This window comes from Nonomuraea sp. NPDC004186 (genome assembly GCF_053603495.1).
On record NZ_JBSGFQ010000016.1, the window covers coordinates 72,938 to 93,005 of the forward strand.

Below are 20,068 nucleotides of genomic sequence, written 5' to 3' on the forward strand. Positions count from 1 at the left end.
TATTTTGGATCCAATATTGAAAATCCAATATTGCACAGTTAGGGTTCGTTGACCATGGACCTTCTGAATCTCATCGGCGGCCGCTGGGTCGAGGGCGACGGCGAGGAGTTCGCCGACACCAACCCGGCCCGGCCCAGTGAAGTGGTCGCGCGGGGGCGTTTCGCCTCCGCAGCCGAGGTGGAGCGGGCCGTCGCCGCGGCCCGTGCGGCGGCGCCGGAGTGGGCGGCGATGCCGCACCACGCCCGCGCGGCGGTGCTCGTGGCCGCCGCCGACCTGGTGGACGCCGCCGCCGAGGAGTGGGGCGCCGAGCTGGCCCGCGAGGAGGGCAAGACGCTGCCCGAGGCGGTCGCCGAGGTACGGGGCTCGGCCCGGATCCTGCGCTACTACGCGGGCGAGGCCGACCGGGAGAGCGGCGAGATCTTCGCCTCCCCGCGGCCCGGCGAGAACGTCCTCGTGGTCCGCAAGCCGATCGGCGTGGCCGGGCTGATCACGCCGTTCAACTTCCCGATCGTCATCCCCGCCTGGAAGATCGCGCCCGCGCTCAGCTACGGCAACACCGTCGTGTGGAAGCCGTCGTCGCTGGTGCCGCTGCTGGCCTACCGGCTGGCGCAGGCGCTGACCTCGGCGGGGCTGCCGGACGGCGTGCTCAACCTCGTGTACGGCGAGGCCGAGGCCGGCTCGGCCATCGTGGACCACCCCGGCGTGGACGCGATCTCGTTCACCGGCTCCACGGCGGTCGGGCGGGCCGTGATCGCGCGCTGCGGCGAGCTGGGCAAGCCGGTGCAGACGGAGATGGGCGGCAAGAACGCCTCCGTCGTGCTCGCCGACGCCGACCTCGATCACGCGGCCGAGCAGGTCTGCCTGGGCGCGTTCCGCTCCACGGGCCAGAAGTGCACGGCCACCTCGCGGCTCATCGTGGCCTCCCCGGTCGCGGACGAGCTGCTGGAGCGGGTGGCCGAACGGGCCGCGCGCCTCGTGGTCGGCGACCCCCTGTCGCCCGGCGTCGAGATGGGCCCGCTGGTCAGCTCGGCCGCCCGGGACCGGGTGACGTCCGGGGTGGCGCGGGCCGTGGACGAGGGGGCCAAGCCGCTGGCGGGCTCCTCCCCGTACGACGGTGAGGGCTGGTTCGTGCCGCCGACCGTGCTCGACCTGCCGGGGACCGGGGTGGACTTCTGGCGTACCGAGCTGTTCGGGCCCGTGGTGGGCGTGGTGCGGGCGTCGGGGACCGAGGAGGCCCTGGGGCTGGCCAACCTCAGCGACCACGGCCTGTCGGCGGCCATCTTCACCAGGGACCTGGGGGTGGCCCTGCGGGCGGTCGATCGCCTGGACGTCGGCGTGCTGCACATCAACTCCGAGTCGGCCGGGACCTTCCCGTACGTGCCGTTCGGCGGGGTCAAGCAGAGCGGGTTCGGGCCCAAGGAGCAGGGGCGGGCGGCCCGCGAGTTCTTCACCCACACGATGACCGTCTACCTCGGGGCGCCGGCGTGAGCGAGCGTAGCGAGCGAACAATTGGACACAGCACCGGTCCGGTCGCGCGACCGACGAAGGAGGGCGCGTGACCGGTGCGCTGTCGGGGTTGCTGGTGGCGGACTTCAGCCGGGTGCTGGCGGGGCCGTACGCCACGATGCTGCTGGCCGATCTGGGCGCCGAGGTGGTCAAGGTGGAGCGGCCGGGCGCGGGGGACGACACCCGCGCCTGGGGGCCGCCGTACGCGCCCGACGGCGAGGCCACGTACTTCCTCGGCGTCAACCGCAACAAGCGCTCGATCGCCCTCGACCTGCGCGCGGACATCGAGGTCGCCCGGGCGCTGGCCGCCCGGGCGGACGTGGTGGTCGAGAACTTCCGGCCCGGCACGATGGACCGGCTCGGGCTCGGCTACCCCTCGCTGCGCGAGCTCAACCCCGGGCTGGTGTACTGCTCGATCACCGGGTTCGGGTCGGGACCCGGTGCCGGGCTGCCCGGCTACGACCTGATCGCGCAGGCGGTGGGCGGGCTGATGAGCGTCACGGGCGAGCCCGGCGGGCCCGGGACGAAGGCCGGCGTGGCGCTGGTGGACGTGATCACCGGGCTGCACGCCGGGCTGGGCATCCTGGCCGCGCTCCGCCACCGCGACAGCACCGGCGAGGGGCAGCACGTCGAGGTCTCGCTGCTGTCGTCCCTCCTGTCGGCGCTCACCAACCACGCCTCCGCCTACGCCGCCGCCGGAGTGGTCCCCCAGGCGATGGGCAACCGGCATCCCAGCATCGTCCCGTACGAGGTCTTCGAGGCCGCCGACCGCCCGATCGTGATCGCGGCCGGCAACGACCGCCAGTTCCAGGCCCTCTGCGGGGCGCTGGACCGCCCGGACCTCGCCGGGGACCCCCGCTACGCCACCAACGCGGACCGGGTCGCCGGCCGCATCGGGCTCGTCGCCGAGCTCAACGCGGCGCTGGCCGCCCGTACGGCCGACGAGTGGTTCGAGACGCTCACCGCCGCCGGGGTGCCCTGCGGCCCGATCAACGACCTGGCCGCCGCCTTCGCCCTGGCCGACGACCTCGGCCTGGAGCCCTCCGTACGGCTCGACGGCGTCGGCCAGGTCGCCAACCCGCTGCGGCTCAGCGCCACCCCGCCCTCCTACCGCCACCGGCCGCCCCGGCTGGGGGAGGACGAGGAATGGGTTCGTGAGATATTGGGGCGATGAGTTCGGACGAGGCACGACGCAGGCCGCCGACGGCCCAGCAGTTCGTGCTGGGCGAGCTCCGCCTTGCCATCACCACCGGGCGCCTGCGTCCCGGCGCCCCCATCCGGCAGGACGCGCTGGCCGAGGAGCTGCAGGTCAGCCGCGTCCCCCTGCGCGAGGCGCTCAAGACGCTCGAAGGCGAGGGCCTGGTCACCTACAAGGCGCACAAGGGCTACTGCGTCGCCATGCTCTCCCTCGACGACCTGCGCGAGGTCTACCGCATCCGTGAGCTGCTGGAGGAGGAGGCCGTCCGGCGGGCCGTCGAGCGGCTCACGGACGACGACCTCTCCCGGCTGGAGTCGGCCCAGGAGGAGGTCGAGCGGGCCGCCGCGGCGGGCGACGTGCTGGCCATGGCGACGGCCAACCGGCTGTTCCACATGACGCTGTTCGACTGCGCGGGCATGCCCCGGCTGGTCCGCCTGATCAGGACCCTGTGGGACACCACGGACGCCTACCGGTCGATGTACTACGGCGACGCGGGCAACCGGGAGCGGGTCGTCAAGGAGCACCGCGCCACCCTCGACGCCCTGCGCCGCCTCGCCGCCGACGAGGCGGTGAGGACCCTCGACATCCACCGCGCCCACGCGGTCGCCGAGCTGGAGTCGCTCCTCGACCACCCCGCCTGATCGGGGGAGCCGGAGCGGTTACGGGGCGCAGTGGTCGCGGCAGCCGCCGAAGCGCGCCAGGTCCGGTTTCGCGAACGCCGTCCCCGCGCTGCCGGCCAGCGCCTCCGTCATCGAGGACTTCCAGATCGGGCCGGGGATCGACGTGCCCTCGACGTGCCGGTAGCGACGACCGCCGATGGTGATGTCCGACAGCTTGTGCTTGACCGTGCCGCGCGGGTCGCCGAGCGCGACGGCGGAGGCCAGGTCGGGGGTGTAACCGGCGTACCAGGCGGTGGAGAACTCGTCAGCGGTGCCCTCCATGCCCGCCGCGTCCCGGCCGAGCCCCTTGAGCGGGCCCTTGGCCAGCGCCTCCGCCAGCACGCCGGTCACCGCGTCGGCGACCGCGGGCTCCAGCGCCTCCTGACACCGCGCCGGGAAGGAACGCATGACGCCCGTGTCGCCGCGCACCTCCGTGACCAGCCGCGGCTCGCACTGCCTGCCGTGCGCCGCGAGGGTGGCGTACGAGCCGGCGAGCGAGACCGGGTCCACCTCGTTGATCCCCAACGAGAACGTCTCGAATTCCTGGAACGGCAGGCCGTCGGCCCGCTTGAGCCCGAGGCGCTTGGCCGCCTGCACGCTTTCGCACAGACCGACCTTCTCCGTCAGCTTCATGAAGAACGTGTTCTCGGCGGTCCGGGTGCCCGAGCGCAGGGTCGTGAACGCGCCGTGGTCGCGCTGCCTGTTGACGATCGAGAACGACGGCTCGGCGACGTTCTGGCCTTTGCAGTTCTTGATCGCGTGGTAGTTCGCCGCCCGATACTGGCTGAGGTAAGGGAAGCCGTCGTCATAACGCATGCCGCTCCCCAGCGCGGCCGTCAGCGTGTACACCATCGCCGTGGTGCCCTGCTGGAAGCCGAACCGGTCGGTGGGCGGTTCGGCGCCGGGTCCGGGCGCCCGGCTGGCGGCCAGGGCCCTGATCTCGCCGGTGCCCGGCACGATCATGGCCTGGGCGGCGACCGGCGCGTCCTCGCGGCGCACGTACCGGTCGATGCCCTGCTGGGCGGCGCGCTGCACGCGCTGGTCGATCGCCGTCACGATGGTCAGGCCGCTGCGGCGGAGCAGGTCCTCGTCGAGCTCCTCCTTCGCCTGAATGCAGACGTACGGGTAGCGGCTGGCCGCGCAGTCGCCGGTGAGCTCCTCCAGGACCGCGCCCCGGGCGTCCACCAGCACGTTGGGACGCACGACCACGGGCGCGACCGCCAGGCGCTCACGCGGCGGCGGGTTGTCGCCGCCGCCGCGCAGTAACAGGAAGCCGCCGGCCAGAAGCGCCCCCGCCCCCACGGCGGCCACGACGACGCGGAGCGGTTTCATGGCTCACCTCGGGGGCTCGCGGATCTTCAGGGACAACCCGCATTATGAGCCATCATGACTGCAAAGAGCCCCAGAAGGCGCAATTGCTGGCGCCGGCGGTGTCGGTCAGGTGGATGCCGCCGCGGCCCGGCGCCAGGCTGAGCACGTCGCCGGAGCCGCTGAAGCGCGGCCAGCGCGGGACCCAGGGGGCGTTCGGGTGGCCGTCGCGGGCGAACGACGTCCAGTAGCCGATCATGGCGTTCGACAGCTTCTCCTGCTCGGCGTTGAGCCGGCCGAGCAGGCCGGGGAACAGGTAGACCAGCTCCGTCGCGTGCTCGGCGCCCTCCTCGAAGCCGGGCACGTCCATCAGCGGCGGCGCGGCGCGGTCGGCGAACTGGTAGGCGTAGACCTCGACCCCGGCCCGGGAGAGCAGGCCGAAGGCGTCCTGGTGCGTGCAGGTGGCGAGCGGGCCGGTGCCGTGGGTCAGCATGGTGGCCAGCCCGATCCGCAGGTCGGGGCCCGTGGCGGGATAGCGGGCCAGGACCTGGCCGGCGTTGGCCCCGTACGTGGCGCGCACGAACTGCTCGTATTGCGCCTGCGTGATCGGCTTCGGGTAGGTCAGGCCGGCGTACAGGCGCATCTCGTCGAGCGTGTTGCCGTGCATGACGGGCACGCGGTTGATCCGGCCGCTCTCGATCGCCGCGCGGGGCTGGAGCGGCAGCACGTGGTCGCCGCCCGCGACCGGGTACGGGTTGTGGCCCCGGAACGCCTCCAGCAGCGTCTTGACGGGCAGCGCCCGCAGGCAGGCGGCGGCCCCGGCGGCACAGCCCACGGCCGCGGCGAACCTGGCCCCCTCGGCCTCGGCCTGCTCCTCGGTGCGGGTGGGGGAGGAGCAGCTGAAGCTCTGCACGATCGCCTTGTCGAACAGCCCGGCGGCGGTGGGCGAGGCCAGGTCGGCGCAGATGTCGGCGGCTCCGGCGGACTCCCCGAACACCGTCACGTTGCGGGGGTCGCCGCCGAACGCCGCGATGTTCCGCCGCACCCAGCGCAGCGCCGCCTGCTGGTCGAGCAGCCCGTAGTTGCCGCTCTGGTAGCGCTCGCCCGTCTCCAGCGCGGGGTGCGCCAGCCAGCCGAGCGCACCCAGCCGGTAGTTGACGCTCACGACCACGACGCCGCCCCGGGTCGCCATCCTGGTCAGGTCGTAGAAGGCGGGGTTGCCGCCGGCGTTGCCGCCGCCGTGCAGCCACACCATGACCGGCCGGTCGCGGCCCCTGCGCGGCGCGGTGACGTTGAGGTAGAGGCAGTCCTCGCCGTACGACGTCTTGCCGCCGTAGGGCTCGGCGAGCTGCGCGCACTGGCTGCCGAAGGCCGTCGCGTCGCGGACGTCCGTCCACGGCTTGGCCGGCTGCGGCGGCCGCCATCGGAGCGGGCCCGTGGGCGGCTGGGCGTACGGGATGCCGCGGAAGGCCCGGTGGTCCTTGCGCACCTCGCCTTTGACCATGCCCTTGTCGGTGCGCACCAGCGCGGACGGGGCCGACTCGGCGGCGACGGGAGTGGTGGTCATGACCAGGGAGAGTGCCGCCGCTGCGGCGCGAACGAGTCTCACTGGGCCCCCTATAGTTACCGTACGTAATCCTTCCGTTCCCGAACGTACACGATGAGGGGGTGTGGAACTACTGATTTATGCGCCCGGCCAGGTCGGCCACGGCGCCCACGACCTCGTCGCCGGCCAGCATGACCAGGTCGTTGTGGCCCGCCCCGGCGACCTCGACGGTCGTGGCCCGCTCGCCCGCCGCCTCGGCGACCGCCCTGCTGAGCCGCGGGGGCACGATCGTGTCGCGGGTGCCGTACACGACGACGACCGGCGCCCGCACCCGCCGGATGCTCTCCGCGACCGGGAAGCGGTCCCGCAGCAGCGTCCTGACCGGCAGGAACGGGTAGTTGGCCCGCCCGGCGGCGGCCAGGTCGGTGAACGGCGAACGCAGCACCAGGCCGTCGGGCGGGCGCTCCAGGGCGAGCCGGGTGACCACGGCCGCGCCCAGGCTCTCGCCGAAGTAGATGATGCGGGTGTCGCCGAGGTGGTCGCGGGCGGCCAGGGCGTCCTGGCGCAGCCCCTCCTCCGTCGGGCTGCCGGGGTTGCCGCCGTAGCCGCGGTAGTCCATGAGGAGCACCGCGAACCCGTGCTCCGACAGCGCGCGGGCCAAGGGGGCGCGGTCGCGCCGGTTGCCCCCGTTCCCGCCCGCGATCAGGACGGTCACGCCGCGGGTGCCGGGGACGTACCAGGCCGCGAGCCGGAGCCCGTCGCCGGTCGTGAACGTGACGTCCCGCGCGCCCGGGACGACCTCGGCGGCGGGCGGCACGGGCGCGCCGTCGGGCAGGTAGATCAGCCGCCGCTGGAACACCCACAGCAGGGCGAGCAGCAGGAGCAGCACCGCGACCACCACGGGAGCGGCGCGCGTCAGCGTGGTCACCCTGCCACTATGCAACGCCGCCCGCCCCGAAGCGGCTCCGGCTCAGCCGGAGACGACGCGGCCCGCCTGGACGACGTGCCTGAAGTGGGCGGGGTCCGCGAGGACGCCGATGTCGGCCAGCGGATCGCCGTCGAGCACGAGCAGGTCCGCGTGCGCCCCCACGGCCAGCGTGCCGACCTCGCCCGCCATCCCGACCAGCTCCGCCGCCCCGGTCGTCGCGGCCCGCAGCACGTCGATCGGCTGCTGCACCTCCCGCCGCAGCCGGAACTCGTGGTTCTGGTGCCGGTGCATGCCGCCGAGCAGGTCGGTCCCGTACGCCAGCCGCACCCCGCCCCGCGCGGCCCGCTCCAGCGCGACCAGCCCGGCCTCGAGCACCTCGTCCACCTTGCGCCAGCTCCGCTCGGGCAGCCCGAACGTGAGCCCTTCCTCCTTGAGCGCCCAGTACGTCACCAGCGTCGGCACCAGGAACGCGTCGTGCCGCCGGAACAGCTCCACGCTCGTGTCGTCGATCAGGTTCCCGTGCTCGATCGAGCGCACTCCGGCCTCGAGCGCCCGGTTGACGGCCCGGGCGGTGTAGGCGTGCGCGGCGACGTACCGGTTGGCCGCCTCGGCCTCCTCGACGACCGCGCGCAGCTCGTCCATGGAGTACTGGGTCGAGTCGATGCGGTCGGTCGGGGAGGCCACGCCGCCGGAGGCCATGACCTTGATGTGGTGCGCGCCCTTGCGCAGCTCGTCGCGGGCGGCGACGCGGACGGCGTCGACCCCGTCGGCCACGCGGCCGACGCCGGCGCAGCAGGGGTGATCGTCCTGCTGGTGCTCGCCCCGGCCGCGGAAGTCGGCGTGGCCGCCGGTCTGGCTCAGCCCCTTGCCGCAGAACAGCAGCCGTGGCCCCCGGATCAGCCCCTCGGCCTGCGCGTCGGCCAGCCCGAAGTCGGCGCCGGACGCGTCGCGCACCGTGGTGAAGCCCCGGTCGAGCATCCCGCCCATGATCTGGGCGCTGTGCGCGGCGACGTAGGAGGGGGACATGGAGCCGAGCGTGCCGAGGTTCGCGGTGGAGGCGGTGACGTGCACGTGCGCGTCGATCAGCCCCGGCACCACGTGCGCACCGGCGAGGTCGATCACCCGCGTGCCGTCCGGCGCGCTCAGCCGGGGTCCCGTCTCGGCGACCCGGCCGTCCGCGCAGCGCAGGTCGCCCTCGGCGTACTCGCCGCTCGTCACGTCCAGGACCCGGGCATTACGCAGCAACAAGCTCATGCCGCACCTCCACGAAGCGCCGGGACGGCGAGCGGCGCGAGCGAGCGCGCCACGGCCACCGACTCCTCGTCGTAGCTTCCCTCGGCGTCGAGGATGTTCAGCACGCCGAGCACCTCCCCCTGGTCGACCACCGGGACGTTGATGATCGTCCCGCAGCCCAGGCTCTCGATCAGCTCGTGGTCGGCGAAGATCTCCCGTACCGCGGCCCGGTCCTTGCCGAAGTACGGCTCCCGGCCCTCGATGCACCGCGCCAGCCAGCCCTGGGCGACCTCCACGGTCTTCTCCCCGCCCACCGGATACTGCTCGGGATGGCTGGTGTGGACGCGGCGCAGCGCCCGCCGTTCCGGCACCCAGGCCAGGACCGTGAACAGCCGCACTCCCACCTCCCGCCGCACGGTCTCTTCAAGCTCACTCAATCCGGTCATTTGCTCGCCTCCTTGGCGGGTTCCGTCAGCTCCTCAAGTGATCTCCCGGCCGTGGCCAGGCCGAACACGACCACGCACACCACCCCGACCACCAGCACCGCCGTCGTCAGGCCGAACACGCCGCCGAAGCCGAGGCTCGCCGCCGACAGCCCGATGATCGTCGGGGCCAGGATGCTGCCGACTCGCCCGAACGCGCTCGACAGGCCCGTTCCGGTGGCGCGGATCCAGGTGGGGAAGACCTCGGGCGTGTACGAGTAGACGCCCGCGTACGTGCCGTTCAGGAAGAACGACAGCACCGCTCCCGCGAGCGTGATCGTGGCGGGCGTGTCCATCTGCGACAGCCAGAACGCGCTGACCGCCGAGCCGGACAGGTAGATCGCGATGGTGTTCTTGCGGTCGAGTCGCTCCGACAGCCAGGCCGCGGAGAAGTAGCCGGGGACCTGCGCCAGATAGATGATGATCGAGAACTCGAAGCTCTTGGTCACCGTGATGCCGCGCTGCACGAGCAGGGTGGGGATCCACGAGAAGAACCCGTAGTACGAGAACGTGATCACGAACCAGATCAGCCACGTCACAGCCGTCCGCCTGGCCATGACCGGGCTCCACAGGAACCGGAGCGCGCTGATCAGGTTGACCCCGGCCGCCTTGGTGGCGGGGTCGCTGGCTGGCTGGGCGGCCGGCTCGGGCACCGGCGGGAGCGGCTGTCCGGTGGCCCGCTCGACGCGGCGTTCGAGGTCGGCGACCACCGCCTCGGCCTCGTCCACGCGGCCGTTCTGCAGCAGGAAGCGCGGCGACTCCGGAAGCGAGCGGCGCCACCACAGCAGCATGACGATCGGCAGCGCGGTGATCACCTGCGCGATCCGCCAGCCGTCGTCCATCGTCGGCACCACGAAGCGGCCGATCAGCGCCGCCATCACGAACCCGAACGAGAAGAACCCGGCCAGCGCGCCGATGAACCATCCGCGCCGCTTCGCCGGCACGAACTCGGACAGGAACGGCGCGATGATCGCGCTCTCCGCGCCCGCGCCGGCCCCGGCCAGCACCCGGGAGCCCAGGAAGATCTCATAATTCGGGGCGAACGCGGCGACCACCGAGAAGGCGGCGTAGAAGGCGAGCGCGTACATCATGACCTTCTTGCGGCCGATACGGTCGCCGAGCAGGCCCGCGACGGTCGCGCCGAACAGGAACCCGAACGGCGTCGCGGACCCGATGAGGCCGAGCTGGCCGTTGGACAGGCCCCAGGCGTCCTGCGCGCTGGGGAGCAAGAATGCCACGACGGCCGAGTCCATGCCGTCGAAGGTGTAGCCGAGGCCGCCGATGAGGAGGAGCAGGTAGTGAGGGCGGCTCAGAGGGAGCCGGTCCAGACGGGCCAACAGGGTCATTGAACAACACCTTCCCGAGGTCATGGCCCCTTCAGGTTGATTGCGAAGCAACATATAGTGCGAAATATCCGAAATGCAATGGTCTTTGCAGGATGGCAGCGGAAAGGGACACGGTGACAGAGCAGGCCGCGGACAGCTTCGAGGAGTGGTTGCGGACCCGGGTGCCCCCGCGCGGGCTGCGCGGCAAGGCGGCCGCGGTGCTGGAGATCCTGCTCTCCCAGCCGCGTCGGGCGTCGTTCGAGTCCGCGGCTGACCTGGCGCAGGTCGCGGGGGTGAACGTGGCGACCGTGACGCGTACGGCGCAGGCGCTCGGGTTCGCCGGGTGGCCGGCGCTCCAGCAGGAGCTGCGGGCGCGCTACCTGTCCTCGCTGAGCGCCGGCCAGGTGGCCGCCGAGCACCGTGGCACCGGCTCGCCCAGCTCCCGCTCGCTCCGGCGCGACCTGGACAGCCTCGCGCTGCTGAACCGCCGCCTCGACGAGGGCGTCCTGCTCACGATCGCCGAGGCCGTGGCCGCGGCGGGCCGTACCGTGATCGTCGCCGACGGCAGCTACGCGGCCGTCGGGCTGGCCCTGGCCCACAACGCCCGCCTGGCGGGCTATCCCGTCACGGCCGTGACCAACGGCGACGCGGAGCTGGCCAACGCGGTGGCCGCGCTCGGCGCCGGTGACGTGCTGGTGGCGATCAGCTTCTGGCGCCTGTACGAGAGCACGGTCCTGGCCGCGAACGTCGCCCGCTCGCGCGGGGTGCGGGTGTTCGCCCTCACGGACGCGGCCAGTCCCGCGCTGGCCGAGGCGGCCGAGGAGGTGGTCATGGTGCCGGCGGAGGGGGAGGCGTTCTTCCCGTCGCTGACGGCGGGCATGGCGGTCGCCCAGGCCCTGGTCACCCAGCTCGCCGCCGTGGACCCGGCCCGTACGGGCGCCTCGATCGAGGCGGCGGAGGCCATGTGGACGCGCTTCGGCCTGCTGCACCGCCGCCCGGCCACCCCTACACCCCCCAGTCCGCCGAGGCCTTAGTTATGTGAGCCTTGCCTATTCGAGAATGCCTGTAACAAAATCGGTTCCAGGCGGAAACCCTCGAAGCGCGGAGGCTCACACATGACGATCACCGCCGAACCGGCGGCCCCCGTGGCGTCCCCGCCCGAGGACGGCGGGCCCGCTCCCGACCGCGCCGCGTTACTGGCGCTGCTCGCCCCCATCCGCCCGAGGCTGGTCGCCGCCGCCGTGCTCCAGGTGGTGTACGCCGTCTCGGCGCTCGTGCCGTTCGTGTGCGTGGCCGAGCTGGCCCGGGTGCTGCTGAGCCCGGCCCCCGAGGCCGGCCGGGTCTGGCTGATCGCCGGGATCGCGGTGGCCGGGCTGCTGGTCAGGTTCACGTCGTTCGGCCTGGCCGGGGCGATCACCCACTTCGCGGACGCCGACCTGCAGCTCCACCTGCGCCGCCGGATGGCCGCGCACCTGTCGCGGGTGCCGCTGGGCTGGTTCGGCGAGCGCAACTCGGGCCAGGTCAAGAAGGTCCTTCAGGACGACGTGCGCGAGATGCACCACCTCGTCGCGCATGCCCTGCTCGACCTGCTCGCCGCCGTGGTGACCCCGCTGGCCGCGCTCGCCTACCTGCTGTACGTCGACTGGCGGCTCACGCTCGTCGTGCTCATTCCGGTGCCGCTGTTCGCCGTCGCGTTCGCGGTCATGATGCGCGGCTACGACGAGCAGATGCGGCGCTGGAGCGAGGCGAACACCAGGATCAGCGCCGCCGTGGTCGAGTTCGTGCAGGGGATCGCGGTGATCAAGACGTTCGGGCAGGCCAGACGCTCCTACCGGCGCTTCGCCGAGGCCGCCGACGACTTCGCCGAGTTCTTCGGCGCCTGGGTGCGGCCCATGCTCAGGCTCAGCGGCGTCTCGAACGCGCTCATCTCGCCCCCGACCATGCTGCTCGTGGCCACCGCGGGAGGCGTCGTGTTCGCCGCGAACGGCTGGCTGGCGCCGGTGGACGTGCTGCCGTTCGTGCTGGTCGGGGTGGCGCTGACGGCGCCGTTCCTCACCCTGGACATGGGCTCGATGCGGCTGCGGCGCGCGGCCGAGTCGGCCGGGCGGGTGGCCGCGCTGCTGGCGACGCCGCCGCTGCCCGAGCCCGCCGAGCCGACCCGTCCGCAGGGCCGCCGGGTGGAGTTCCACGACGTGTCGTTCTCGTACGACGGGAGCACGCCGGTGCTGCGCGGGGTGGACCTGACCCTGAGGCCCGGCACCGTGACCGCGCTGGTCGGGCCGTCGGGCTCGGGCAAGTCCACGCTGGCCAAGCTGCTGCCCCGCTTCTACGACCCCGGCTCGGGCCAGGTGACGGTGGGCGGCGTGGACGTGCGCGACATCGGCTCCGCCGAGCTGTACCACCACGTCGGCTTCGTCCTCCAGGACGTGCAGCTCCTGCGCGCGTCCGTCGCGGACAACATCGCGCTCGGCCGCCCCGATGCGGGGCGCGAGGAGGTCGAGCGGATGGCCCGCGCGGCCCAGATCCACGACCGGATCACGGAGCTGCCGCGCGGCTACGACTCGGTGATCGGGGAGGACGCCCACCTGTCGGGCGGCGAGGCGCAGCGCGTGTCGATCGCCCGCGCGCTACTGGCCGACGCGCCGATCCTGGTGCTGGACGAGGCCACCGCGTTCGCCGACCCGGAGTCGGAGTCGGCCATCCAGGACGCGCTGTCCACGCTGGTGGCCGGGCGCACGCTGCTGGTCATCGCCCACCGGCTGGGCACGATCACCGGCGCCGACCAGATCGCGGTGCTCGACGGCGGCCGGATCGTCGAGCGCGGCACCCATGACGAGCTCCGCGCGGCCGGCGGGCTCTACACCCGGCTGTGGGCGGCCCACGTACGCGACGACGATCGGGATTGGACCCGGGCATGATCGGAGAACTGGGCGCCGTACTCGGCCCCGAGCACGGGGCGCGCCTGCGCCGCAGCCTGCTCGCGATGATCGTGTACGGCGTGCTGCAGGGCGCGTCGTTCGCGATGCTCGTGCCGGTGCTGCGCGCGCTGCTGTCCGGCGAGGCGGCCGGACCGTGGCTCGCGGCCTTCGCCGCCGTGGTCGCGGCCACCGCCGTCGCCTCCTACCAGCAGTCGCAGTACGGCTACGCGGTCGGCCTGGCCGCCCTGCGCACGCTCTACCACCGGATGGGCGACCACGTGGCCGGGCTGCCGGTCGGCTGGTTCAGCGCCGATCGGGTGGGCCGGCTCGGGCAGCTCGCGGGCAAGGGCGTCATGGACGTGATGAGCGTGCCCGCCCACCTGCTCCAGGTCGTGGTGACCTCGGTGACCGCGCCGGCGACCGTGCTGGTGTGCATGTTCGTGTTCGACTGGCGGCTGGGGCTGGCGGCCCTGGTCACGGCGCCGTTCCTGTGGCTGGCGTTCCGCTGGACGCAGAGCCTGGTGCAGCGCAGCGACACCGCGATGGACGACGCGGGGGCCGAGGGGGCCGACCGCGTGGTGGAGTTCGCCCGGCAGCAGGCGTCCCTGCGGGCGTTCGGGCGCACGGCGGACGGCTACGACCTGCTCGACGACGCGCTGGTGCGGCAGCGGTCGGCGCTGCGGCGCCTCCTGCGGACCACGCTGCCCGGCCTCGGAACGGTCGCGCTGACCGTGCAGCTCGCCTTCACCGCGATCCTGCTGGTGGGCTGCTCGCTGGCGCTCGGCGGCGCGGTGGACGTGCCGGAGCTGGTCGGGGTGCTGGTCCTGGCCGTGCGGTTCACCGAACCGCTGCTCGCCGCCGCCGACGTGGGCGGCGAGCTGCGCATGGCACGGGGCGCGCTGCGGCGCATCCGCGACGTCCTGACCACGCCGCCGCTGCCGTCCGGCGGCACGGCGCGGGCCGGTGAGCCGTCGATCGAGCTGGACGGGGTGAGCTTCGCCTACGACGAGCGGCCGCTGCTGCGGGACGTGAGCTTCACCGTCGCGCCCCGCACGGTGACCGCGCTGGTCGGGCCCTCCGGGTCCGGCAAGACCACGCTCACCCGTCTCATCGCCCGCTTCTGGGACGCCTCCGCCGGGTCGGTCCGGGTCTGCGGGAACGACGTGCGCGACTACCCGCCCGAGGACCTGATGGCCCAGCTGTCGATCGTGTTCCAGGACGTGTACCTGTTCGAGGGCACGCTGGAGGACAACATCCGGCTGGGGCGGCCGGACGCCACGGACGAGGAGGTCCGCGAGGCGGGCCGGCTGGCGCGCGTCGAGGAGATCGCCGCGCGGCTGCCCGGCGGCTGGCAGGCGAGGGTCGGCGAGGCCGGGGCGACCCTCTCCGGAGGCGAGCGCCAGCGGGTGTCCATCGCCCGCGCGATCCTCAAGGATGCGCCGATCGTGCTGCTGGACGAGGCCACCGCCGCGCTGGACCCGGAGAACGAGTCCGCTCTGATGGACGCGCTGGCCACGCTCGCCCGCGACCGGACGCTGCTGGTGATCGCGCACCGGCTGACCACGATCGCCGCCGCCGACCAGATCGTCATGCTGGAGGGCGGTGTGATCGCCGAGCGCGGCACCCACCAGGAGTTGCTGGACGCGGGTGGCCGGTACGCTGCGTTCTGGGAAGAACGCGCGCGGGCCCGCGGCTGGCGCCTCGTACGCGCCTGACCGGTGGACGGCCCGGCGCGACGCGATCGACGGCGGTAGGGGGCTCGATGGGTGAAGAGACGACGGCGCGGGAGTGGCGCGTGCTGGGCCGCCCGCGGGGCCGCCCGCCGCGCATCACCCGGCCTGACATCGCCGACGCCGCGCTGGCCGTCGGGTTCGACAACCTGACCCTGGCCACCGTGGCCGACCGCCTCCGGGTCGCCCACTCGGCCCTCTACCGCCACGTGGCCGACCGCGAGGAGCTGGTCATCGTGGCCATCAACCGCGCGATCGGCAAGGCGGACTGGCCGGAGCCGACCGGCGAGTGGCGCTCGGACCTGGAGGCGCAGGCCGGGGCGCTGTGGGCGCTGCTGGAGGCGCATCCCGGCCTGATCAAGGAATTCCTCAAGCTCAAGCGCTTCCCCGACGAGGTGATGCACCGCTTCGGCGCGGCCGTCCAGCGCCTGATCGGCTACGGCTTCGCGGTGGAGGACGCGTTCCTTGCCGTCGACACCGTCTTCGACCTGGCGATCGACGTCTTCGGCAGGGGCCAGCAGCTGGACGCGCCCGCGGGCGGCTCCGCCGGCACGGCCAAGGTCCGCGACAGCTCGGCCGACGCCTGGGCCGAGGCGGTCGGCCCGGAGGTGGCGCCCGTCATGCGGCGGGCGCTGTCGGAGCCGGCCTCCGTGTGGTTCAACCGCAAGCTCGGCCTCGTCCTGGACGGCATCGCGGCCGGCCTGGCCCCCTAGCCAGAAGCGCTGCCGTCCTCACAACCAGCTGGCGCGGACGGCGGCGGCCGAGGCGTCGTCCGGCGGGGTCGCGAGGGCGCCGGAGTGGACGCCGTCGAGCAGGCGGGCGACGGTCTCGACGATCTCCCCGGCACGCTCGCGCAGGCCGGTCACGTCCGCCGGGCTCACCTCGCCGCGGTCCACCCCGACCTCGTCGAGCACACCCTCCAGGTCGGCCAGCCGTCCGCTCAGCCACTTCAGCGGCTCGCCGGAGAGCTCCTTGTCGAACACCCGCCTCCCCGGCTCCCACCCGTCGATGCCGGGGTGATGGTGGGTGCGGTCGAAGCTGCCGGGCGTGCTGTCGACCGACTCCAGCAGGTCAACCCGCCAGAGGGGGCGTTCGACGGTGATGGGCCGGGCCGAGTAGATCGACCCGTTCAGCTCGCCGGGATGCAGCTTCCGCAGCTCCAGGCGTACGCCGCGCTCGGCGCCCTCCTGTCCCCTGATCGGGTCGGGGTCGACGAAGTAGATGTCGCTCACCGCGACGCCGATGCGTTCGAAGCCGAAGACATAGAGCATGGGGCACCACTCCTTCATGAAAGCCGGGAGTCGGGACCTTCATGGACGTACCCACTTGAAGCCGGGGCGATCGCTCAGTGGAGCCGGTAGCCGATCTGCCCCGCCGGTTCGGCCGGGCCCCTGCTCAGCAGCAGCGTGCCGAGCCAGATGAGCGCCATGCCGACCGGCGTCAGGGCCGGTTCGAGCAACCCCCCGATCAGCACCGCCACGCCCGTGGCCGTGACGGCCGCGCTCAGCACCGTGACCCGCCGCAGCGCCGCGAGCACGGACGCCAGCGCGACCAGGGCGGCGAAGGCGGCCCCGTAGACGAACGGCTCCCACGCCGCGACGCGCGGGCTCTCGAACCTGTTGTAGAGGTCGACGGCGAGACCGACGACGTTGGCGGCCGTGCTGAGCAGCGCCACCGCCGTGGCGGCGTCCGCCGCCGCCCGCCACCCGCCCGTCACGGGCCCGGCTATACGGCGCAGCGCCAGGAGCATGACGCCGAACATCAGGAACCCGGCCAGCAGGACCGCGTGCGCGGCCGCCCACCACGGCCCGCCGACGGCATCGGCGCCGGGGAGGCGCGTGAGGAGACTGCCGGCGAGCAGCGCGGCGGGGGCCGCGGTGAAGGAGAACTGGGTGAGGCGGTTCATGAGGCCCACGATGCCTCCTCGGGTCAGGGGCGCTCATCGGTGATCGCCCCTGACTTTCCCCTGATCTCCCCGGTCAGGCGAAGTAGCGCAGCCAGACGTACGCCCAGGCCATCAGCGTGCTGATGACGGTCACGACGATGCCGTACCGGGTGAACTGCCAGAAGGTGATCTTGTGTCCGGAACGCGCGGCGATGCCGAGGGCCACCACGTTCGCGCTGGCCGCCACCGCCGTGCCGTTGCCGCCGAAGTCCGCGCCCAGCGCGAACGCCCACCACAGCGCCTGCCCGGTGCTCGGGTCGGGGATCTGCGCGACCACACCCTCCACGATCGGGGCGGTCGTGGCGACGTACGGGATGTTGTCGAAGAACGCGCCCAGCACGCCCGAGCCGAACAGCAGCGCCGTCGCGGCGACGAAGTAGTCGTCGCCCAGCGCGCCCAGGGCCCACGTGCCGATCGCCCCGATGACACCCGTGTGGACCAGGCCCGCGACCATGACGAACAGGCCCATGAAGAAGACCAGCGTGGACCACTCGACCTCGCGCAGCACCTCGTGGACGTCCGTGCGCGAGACCATCAGCATCACCCCGGCCCCCACGAGGGCCACGATCGACGGGTCGACGTGAGCCACCGCGTGCAGCGCGAACCCGGCGATCACCAGGCCCAGCACCACCAGGCAGCGGGTCAGCAGCCGCGGGTCGGTGATGGCCCGCCGCTCGTCCAGCGCCATCACCGCCGCGGAGTGCCCGGCGTCATAGTGGAACGACCCGCGGAACAGCACCCGCGTGAGCAGCACGAACACGGCGAAGACGACCACCACGATCGGCGCCATGTGGACGAGGAAGTCGTTGAACGTCAACCCCGCCCGGCTGCCGATGATGATGTTGGGCGGGTCGCCGATGAGGGTCGCGGCGCCGCCGATGTTGGAGGCCAGCACCTCCGCGATGAGGTACGGCTGGGCGGGGATGCGCAGCCGGTCGCACACCATCACGGTGACCGGCGCGACCAGCATGATCGTGGTGACGTTGTCGAGGAAGGGCGAGGCGATGGCGGTGATCGCCATCAGCATGACCATCAGCCGGTACGGCCTGCCCTGCGACCGCTTGGCGGCCCAGATGGCGAGGTAGTCGAAGACCCCCGTCTGCTTGATGATCCCCACGATGATCATCATGCCGAACAGCAGGAAGATGACGTTCCAGTCGATGCCTTCGTGCTCGGAGAAGAACACCTCCGCGCCCGGGACCAGGCCCAGGACGGCCATCAGCCCGGCGGCGATGAGCACCACCTTGACCTTGTCGGCCTTCTCGGTGGCGATGAAGAAGAACGCGACCAGGAAGATCGCGAGGGCTACGTATGCGCTCATCCGTCACGCCCCGGCGGCCCGGACCGGGCGGCGGGGCATGACGATACAAGGCGGGATTGGCGGCACACGACTATCGACCTCCGGGGTCGGAACGGGTTCGGGCTTGGTGAGCCGCCGCTCCAGGATGATCGTCTCGTCGCGCGCGCCGCTTCGAGGACATCCTTCGCGGGCGGCGGCTCCGTCCCAGTCTCGTGGCCCGGGCGGGCCCGGCACCATCGGGTCCAGCACCCATACCGGGAGGGACGGAGCATGTAGGGACGTCCCGCAGGATGGGGGTCAGGCCGGATCGACAACCGGACCGGGAGACAAAGAGGCTGGTGAAATGACCGAGAGGGCGAAGAGGACGGCCGGGAGCCCGGCACAGGCGCTGTTCCGGCGACTGTTCATGATCAACGGGCTGGTGTTCGCGGTGGCCACGCTCGTCCTCGCGATCTCACCGGCCACCGTGTCCGCGCCCCTCGTGCTGGCCGAGGTGCCGGTGCTGATCGTCGGCCTGGCGCTGATGCTGGCCGCCAACGCGCTGCTCCTGCGCCGCAGCCTGGCCCCGCTGGACGCGCTGACCACGCTCATGCAGCGCGTGGACCTGCTGCGTACCGGCGAGCGGCTGACCGACGGCGGCAACAGCGACCTCACCCACGTGATCGCCACGTTCAACGCGATGCTCGACCGCCTGGAGGCCGAGCGCAGCGCCAGCAGCGGCCACGCACTGGCCGCCCAGGAGGGCGAGCGGCGGCGCATCGCCCGCGAGCTGCACGACGAGATCGGCCAGAGCCTGACCGTGGTGCTCCTCGGCCTGAAGCGGGTGGTCGACCGCGCGCCGGACGACCTGCGCGAGGACCTGCACGGCGTGCAGGAGACCGTACGCGCCAGCCTCGACGAGGTCCGGCAGGTCGCTCGCCGGCTGCGGCCCGGCGTGCTGGAGGACCTCGGGCTGCACGCCGCCTTGAGCGCCCTGTGCAGCGACGTCTCGCAGATGAGCGGGGTCCAGGTGACCCGCGCCGTCCAGCACGACCTGCCCGAGCTGGGCGCGGACGTCGAGCTCGTGCTGTACCGGATCGCGCAGGAGAGCCTCACGAACATCGCCAGGCACGCCCGCGCCACGCGTGCCGAGCTGTCACTGGCCACGCACGACGGGCGGCTGACCCTGCGTGTCACCGACGACGGACAGGGCGGCGCGCGCCAGGACGGGGCCGGGATCCGGGGCATGCGCGAGCGAGCCCTGCTGATCGGCGCCCGCCTGACCGTCGACTCCCCACCGGGGGAAGGCACCCGCGTCCACCTGACCATCCCGAACGATCGGAGCCCAACGCGGTGAGCACTGCCAAGACCAGGATCCTGCTGGCCGACGACCACGCGCTGGTCCGCCGGGGACTCAAGATGATCCTCGACGCGGAGCCCGACCTGGAGGTCGTCGCCGAGGCCGCCGACGGCGCGGAGGCCGTCGCGGCCGCGTCGGAGGACGCGGTGGACCTGGCCATCCTGGACATCGCGATGCCGCGCATGACCGGGCTCCAGGCGGCCCGCGAGATCTCCCGCCGCGCGCCCGGCATCCGCATCCTGATCCTGTCCATGTACGACAACGAGCAGTACTTCTTCGAGGCCCTCAAGGTCGGCGCCTCGGGATACGTGCTCAAGTCGGTCGCCGACCAGGACCTGCTGGAGGCGTGCCGGGCGACGATGCGCGGCGAGCCGTTCCTGTATCCCGGGGCGGTCACCGCGCTCATCCGCGACTACCTGCAGCGTTCGCGCGAGGGCGAGCGCATGCCCGAGAGCATCCTGACGCCCCGGGAGGAGGAGATCGTCAAGCTGATCGCGGAGGGCAACTCGGCCAAGGAGATCGCGGAGACGCTGGTCATCAGCGTGAAGACCGTGGACCGGCACCGGGCGAACATCCTGCAGAAGCTCGGCATGCGCGACCGCCTCGACCTGACCCGCTACGCCATCCGCGCGGGCCTCGTCGAGCCCTGAT

General features: G+C 72.7%; 18 protein-coding genes. 9 read left to right on the forward strand and 9 right to left on the reverse strand.

The window, feature by feature from the left end:
* The first annotated feature begins 54 nt into the window (after positions 1–54).
* The 3 genes from ACWEPL_RS15860 to ACWEPL_RS15870 all read left to right on the forward strand — a co-directional run bounded on the left by ACWEPL_RS15860 (position 55) and on the right by ACWEPL_RS15870 (position 3,345).
* The gene (locus ACWEPL_RS15860) at positions 55–1,488 is read left to right on the forward strand and encodes an aldehyde dehydrogenase family protein (protein WP_452436546.1); all 1,434 of its coding nucleotides are present in this window, start codon (positions 55–57) and stop codon (positions 1,486–1,488) included.
* A 67-nt stretch (positions 1,489–1,555) separates the two neighbouring features.
* Positions 1,556–2,680, forward strand: a complete 1,125-nt coding sequence (locus ACWEPL_RS15865; RefSeq protein WP_452436547.1) for a CaiB/BaiF CoA transferase family protein — start codon at positions 1,556–1,558, stop codon at positions 2,678–2,680.
* Positions 2,677–3,345, forward strand: coding sequence for a GntR family transcriptional regulator (locus ACWEPL_RS15870; RefSeq protein WP_452436548.1), 669 nt, complete (start codon positions 2,677–2,679; stop codon positions 3,343–3,345). Before ACWEPL_RS15865 ends, ACWEPL_RS15870 begins: the two co-directional genes overlap by 4 nt.
* 18 nt (positions 3,346–3,363) lie before the next feature.
* Here the strand turns inward: ACWEPL_RS15870 and ACWEPL_RS15875 are convergent, their stop codons facing one another.
* The 6 genes from ACWEPL_RS15875 to ACWEPL_RS15900 form a co-directional block, all read right to left on the reverse strand.
* On the reverse strand, positions 3,364–4,695 hold the full coding sequence (locus ACWEPL_RS15875; protein ID WP_452436549.1) for a hypothetical protein: 1,332 nt from the start codon (positions 4,693–4,695) through the stop codon (positions 3,364–3,366).
* A gap of 52 nt (positions 4,696–4,747) precedes the next feature.
* Positions 4,748–6,280 (reverse strand): carboxylesterase/lipase family protein, encoded by a 1,533-nt coding sequence (locus ACWEPL_RS15880; RefSeq protein WP_363966799.1) that lies wholly within the window; start codon positions 6,278–6,280, stop codon positions 4,748–4,750.
* A 67-nt stretch (positions 6,281–6,347) separates the two neighbouring features.
* Complete coding sequence (locus ACWEPL_RS15885) at positions 6,348–7,145, reverse strand: alpha/beta hydrolase (protein ID WP_452436550.1); 798 nt, start codon at positions 7,143–7,145, stop codon at positions 6,348–6,350.
* 42 nt (positions 7,146–7,187) lie between these two features.
* Positions 7,188–8,399, reverse strand: coding sequence for a metal-dependent hydrolase family protein (locus ACWEPL_RS15890; RefSeq protein WP_363966795.1), 1,212 nt, complete (start codon positions 8,397–8,399; stop codon positions 7,188–7,190).
* A complete protein-coding gene (locus ACWEPL_RS15895; protein ID WP_192791433.1) occupies positions 8,396–8,824 on the reverse strand; it encodes a GAF domain-containing protein in 429 nt (142 codons plus the stop codon). The genes ACWEPL_RS15890 and ACWEPL_RS15895 overlap by 4 nt, the downstream gene beginning before the upstream one ends.
* Positions 8,821–10,206 (reverse strand): MFS transporter, encoded by a 1,386-nt coding sequence (locus ACWEPL_RS15900; protein WP_452436551.1) that lies wholly within the window; start codon positions 10,204–10,206, stop codon positions 8,821–8,823. Before ACWEPL_RS15900 ends, ACWEPL_RS15895 begins: the two co-directional genes overlap by 4 nt.
* A gap of 113 nt (positions 10,207–10,319) precedes the next feature.
* On the opposite strand from ACWEPL_RS15900, the gene ACWEPL_RS15905 reads away from it, so the two are divergent.
* The 4 genes from ACWEPL_RS15905 to ACWEPL_RS15920 all read left to right on the forward strand — a co-directional run bounded on the left by ACWEPL_RS15905 (position 10,320) and on the right by ACWEPL_RS15920 (position 15,546).
* On the forward strand, positions 10,320–11,219 hold the full coding sequence (locus tag ACWEPL_RS15905) for a MurR/RpiR family transcriptional regulator (RefSeq protein ID WP_363966789.1): 900 nt from the start codon (positions 10,320–10,322) through the stop codon (positions 11,217–11,219).
* An 81-nt stretch (positions 11,220–11,300) separates the two neighbouring features.
* A complete protein-coding gene (locus ACWEPL_RS15910) occupies positions 11,301–13,103 on the forward strand; it encodes an ABC transporter ATP-binding protein (protein ID WP_452436552.1) in 1,803 nt (600 codons plus the stop codon).
* Positions 13,100–14,818, forward strand: a complete 1,719-nt coding sequence (locus ACWEPL_RS15915; protein ID WP_452436554.1) for an ABC transporter ATP-binding protein — start codon at positions 13,100–13,102, stop codon at positions 14,816–14,818. The genes ACWEPL_RS15910 and ACWEPL_RS15915 overlap by 4 nt, the downstream gene beginning before the upstream one ends.
* Positions 14,819–14,865: 47 nt before the next feature.
* Positions 14,866–15,546 (forward strand): TetR/AcrR family transcriptional regulator, encoded by a 681-nt coding sequence (locus tag ACWEPL_RS15920; protein ID WP_452436555.1) that lies wholly within the window; start codon positions 14,866–14,868, stop codon positions 15,544–15,546.
* 18 nt (positions 15,547–15,564) lie between these two features.
* On the opposite strand, the gene ACWEPL_RS15925 is transcribed toward ACWEPL_RS15920, so the two are convergent.
* The 3 genes from ACWEPL_RS15925 to ACWEPL_RS15935 all read right to left on the reverse strand — a co-directional run bounded on the left by ACWEPL_RS15925 (position 15,565) and on the right by ACWEPL_RS15935 (position 18,099).
* Complete coding sequence (locus tag ACWEPL_RS15925; RefSeq protein WP_452436556.1) at positions 15,565–16,104, reverse strand: hypothetical protein; 540 nt, start codon at positions 16,102–16,104, stop codon at positions 15,565–15,567.
* Positions 16,105–16,178: 74 nt separating this feature from the next.
* A complete protein-coding gene (locus ACWEPL_RS15930) occupies positions 16,179–16,739 on the reverse strand; it encodes a hypothetical protein (RefSeq protein WP_363966779.1) in 561 nt (186 codons plus the stop codon).
* Between the two features lie 73 nt (positions 16,740–16,812).
* Positions 16,813–18,099 (reverse strand): SLC13 family permease, encoded by a 1,287-nt coding sequence (locus ACWEPL_RS15935; RefSeq protein WP_452436557.1) that lies wholly within the window; start codon positions 18,097–18,099, stop codon positions 16,813–16,815.
* 322 nt (positions 18,100–18,421) lie between these two features.
* Between ACWEPL_RS15935 and ACWEPL_RS15940 the strand changes: the two genes are divergently transcribed.
* Together ACWEPL_RS15940 and ACWEPL_RS15945 are read left to right on the forward strand one after the other, a co-directional pair.
* Positions 18,422–19,414 carry a HAMP domain-containing sensor histidine kinase gene (locus ACWEPL_RS15940; protein ID WP_452436558.1) on the forward strand — a complete coding sequence of 331 codons (993 nt, stop codon included), beginning with the start codon at positions 18,422–18,424 and terminating at the stop codon, positions 19,412–19,414.
* A complete protein-coding gene (locus tag ACWEPL_RS15945) occupies positions 19,411–20,067 on the forward strand; it encodes a response regulator (protein ID WP_185072310.1) in 657 nt (218 codons plus the stop codon). The genes ACWEPL_RS15940 and ACWEPL_RS15945 overlap by 4 nt, the downstream gene beginning before the upstream one ends.
* The last annotated feature ends 1 nt before the right edge of the window (position 20,068 follow it).

Excerpts from the sequence above, each read along its gene's own strand:
- ACWEPL_RS15860 (WP_452436546.1), top strand. The coding sequence starts at position 55 with ATGGACCTTCTGAATCTCATCGGCGGCCGCTGGGTCGAGGGCGACGGC.
- ACWEPL_RS15870 (WP_452436548.1), top strand. The coding sequence starts at position 2,677 with ATGAGTTCGGACGAGGCACGACGCAGGCCGCCGACGGCCCAGCAGTTC.
- ACWEPL_RS15875 (WP_452436549.1), bottom strand. The coding sequence starts at position 4,695 with ATGAAACCGCTCCGCGTCGTCGTGGCCGCCGTGGGGGCGGGGGCGCTT.
- ACWEPL_RS15890 (WP_363966795.1), bottom strand. The coding sequence starts at position 8,399 with ATGAGCTTGTTGCTGCGTAATGCCCGGGTCCTGGACGTGACGAGCGGC.
- ACWEPL_RS15895 (WP_192791433.1), bottom strand. The coding sequence starts at position 8,824 with ATGACCGGATTGAGTGAGCTTGAAGAGACCGTGCGGCGGGAGGTGGGA.
- ACWEPL_RS15900 (WP_452436551.1), bottom strand. The coding sequence starts at position 10,206 with ATGACCCTGTTGGCCCGTCTGGACCGGCTCCCTCTGAGCCGCCCTCAC.
- ACWEPL_RS15910 (WP_452436552.1), top strand. The coding sequence starts at position 11,301 with ATGACGATCACCGCCGAACCGGCGGCCCCCGTGGCGTCCCCGCCCGAG.
- ACWEPL_RS15915 (WP_452436554.1), top strand. The coding sequence starts at position 13,100 with ATGATCGGAGAACTGGGCGCCGTACTCGGCCCCGAGCACGGGGCGCGC.
- ACWEPL_RS15920 (WP_452436555.1), top strand. The coding sequence starts at position 14,866 with ATGGGTGAAGAGACGACGGCGCGGGAGTGGCGCGTGCTGGGCCGCCCG.
- ACWEPL_RS15925 (WP_452436556.1), bottom strand. The coding sequence starts at position 16,104 with ATGCTCTATGTCTTCGGCTTCGAACGCATCGGCGTCGCGGTGAGCGAC.
- ACWEPL_RS15930 (WP_363966779.1), bottom strand. The coding sequence starts at position 16,739 with ATGAACCGCCTCACCCAGTTCTCCTTCACCGCGGCCCCCGCCGCGCTG.
- ACWEPL_RS15935 (WP_452436557.1), bottom strand. The coding sequence starts at position 18,099 with ATGAGCGCATACGTAGCCCTCGCGATCTTCCTGGTCGCGTTCTTCTTC.
- ACWEPL_RS15940 (WP_452436558.1), top strand. The coding sequence starts at position 18,422 with ATGACCGAGAGGGCGAAGAGGACGGCCGGGAGCCCGGCACAGGCGCTG.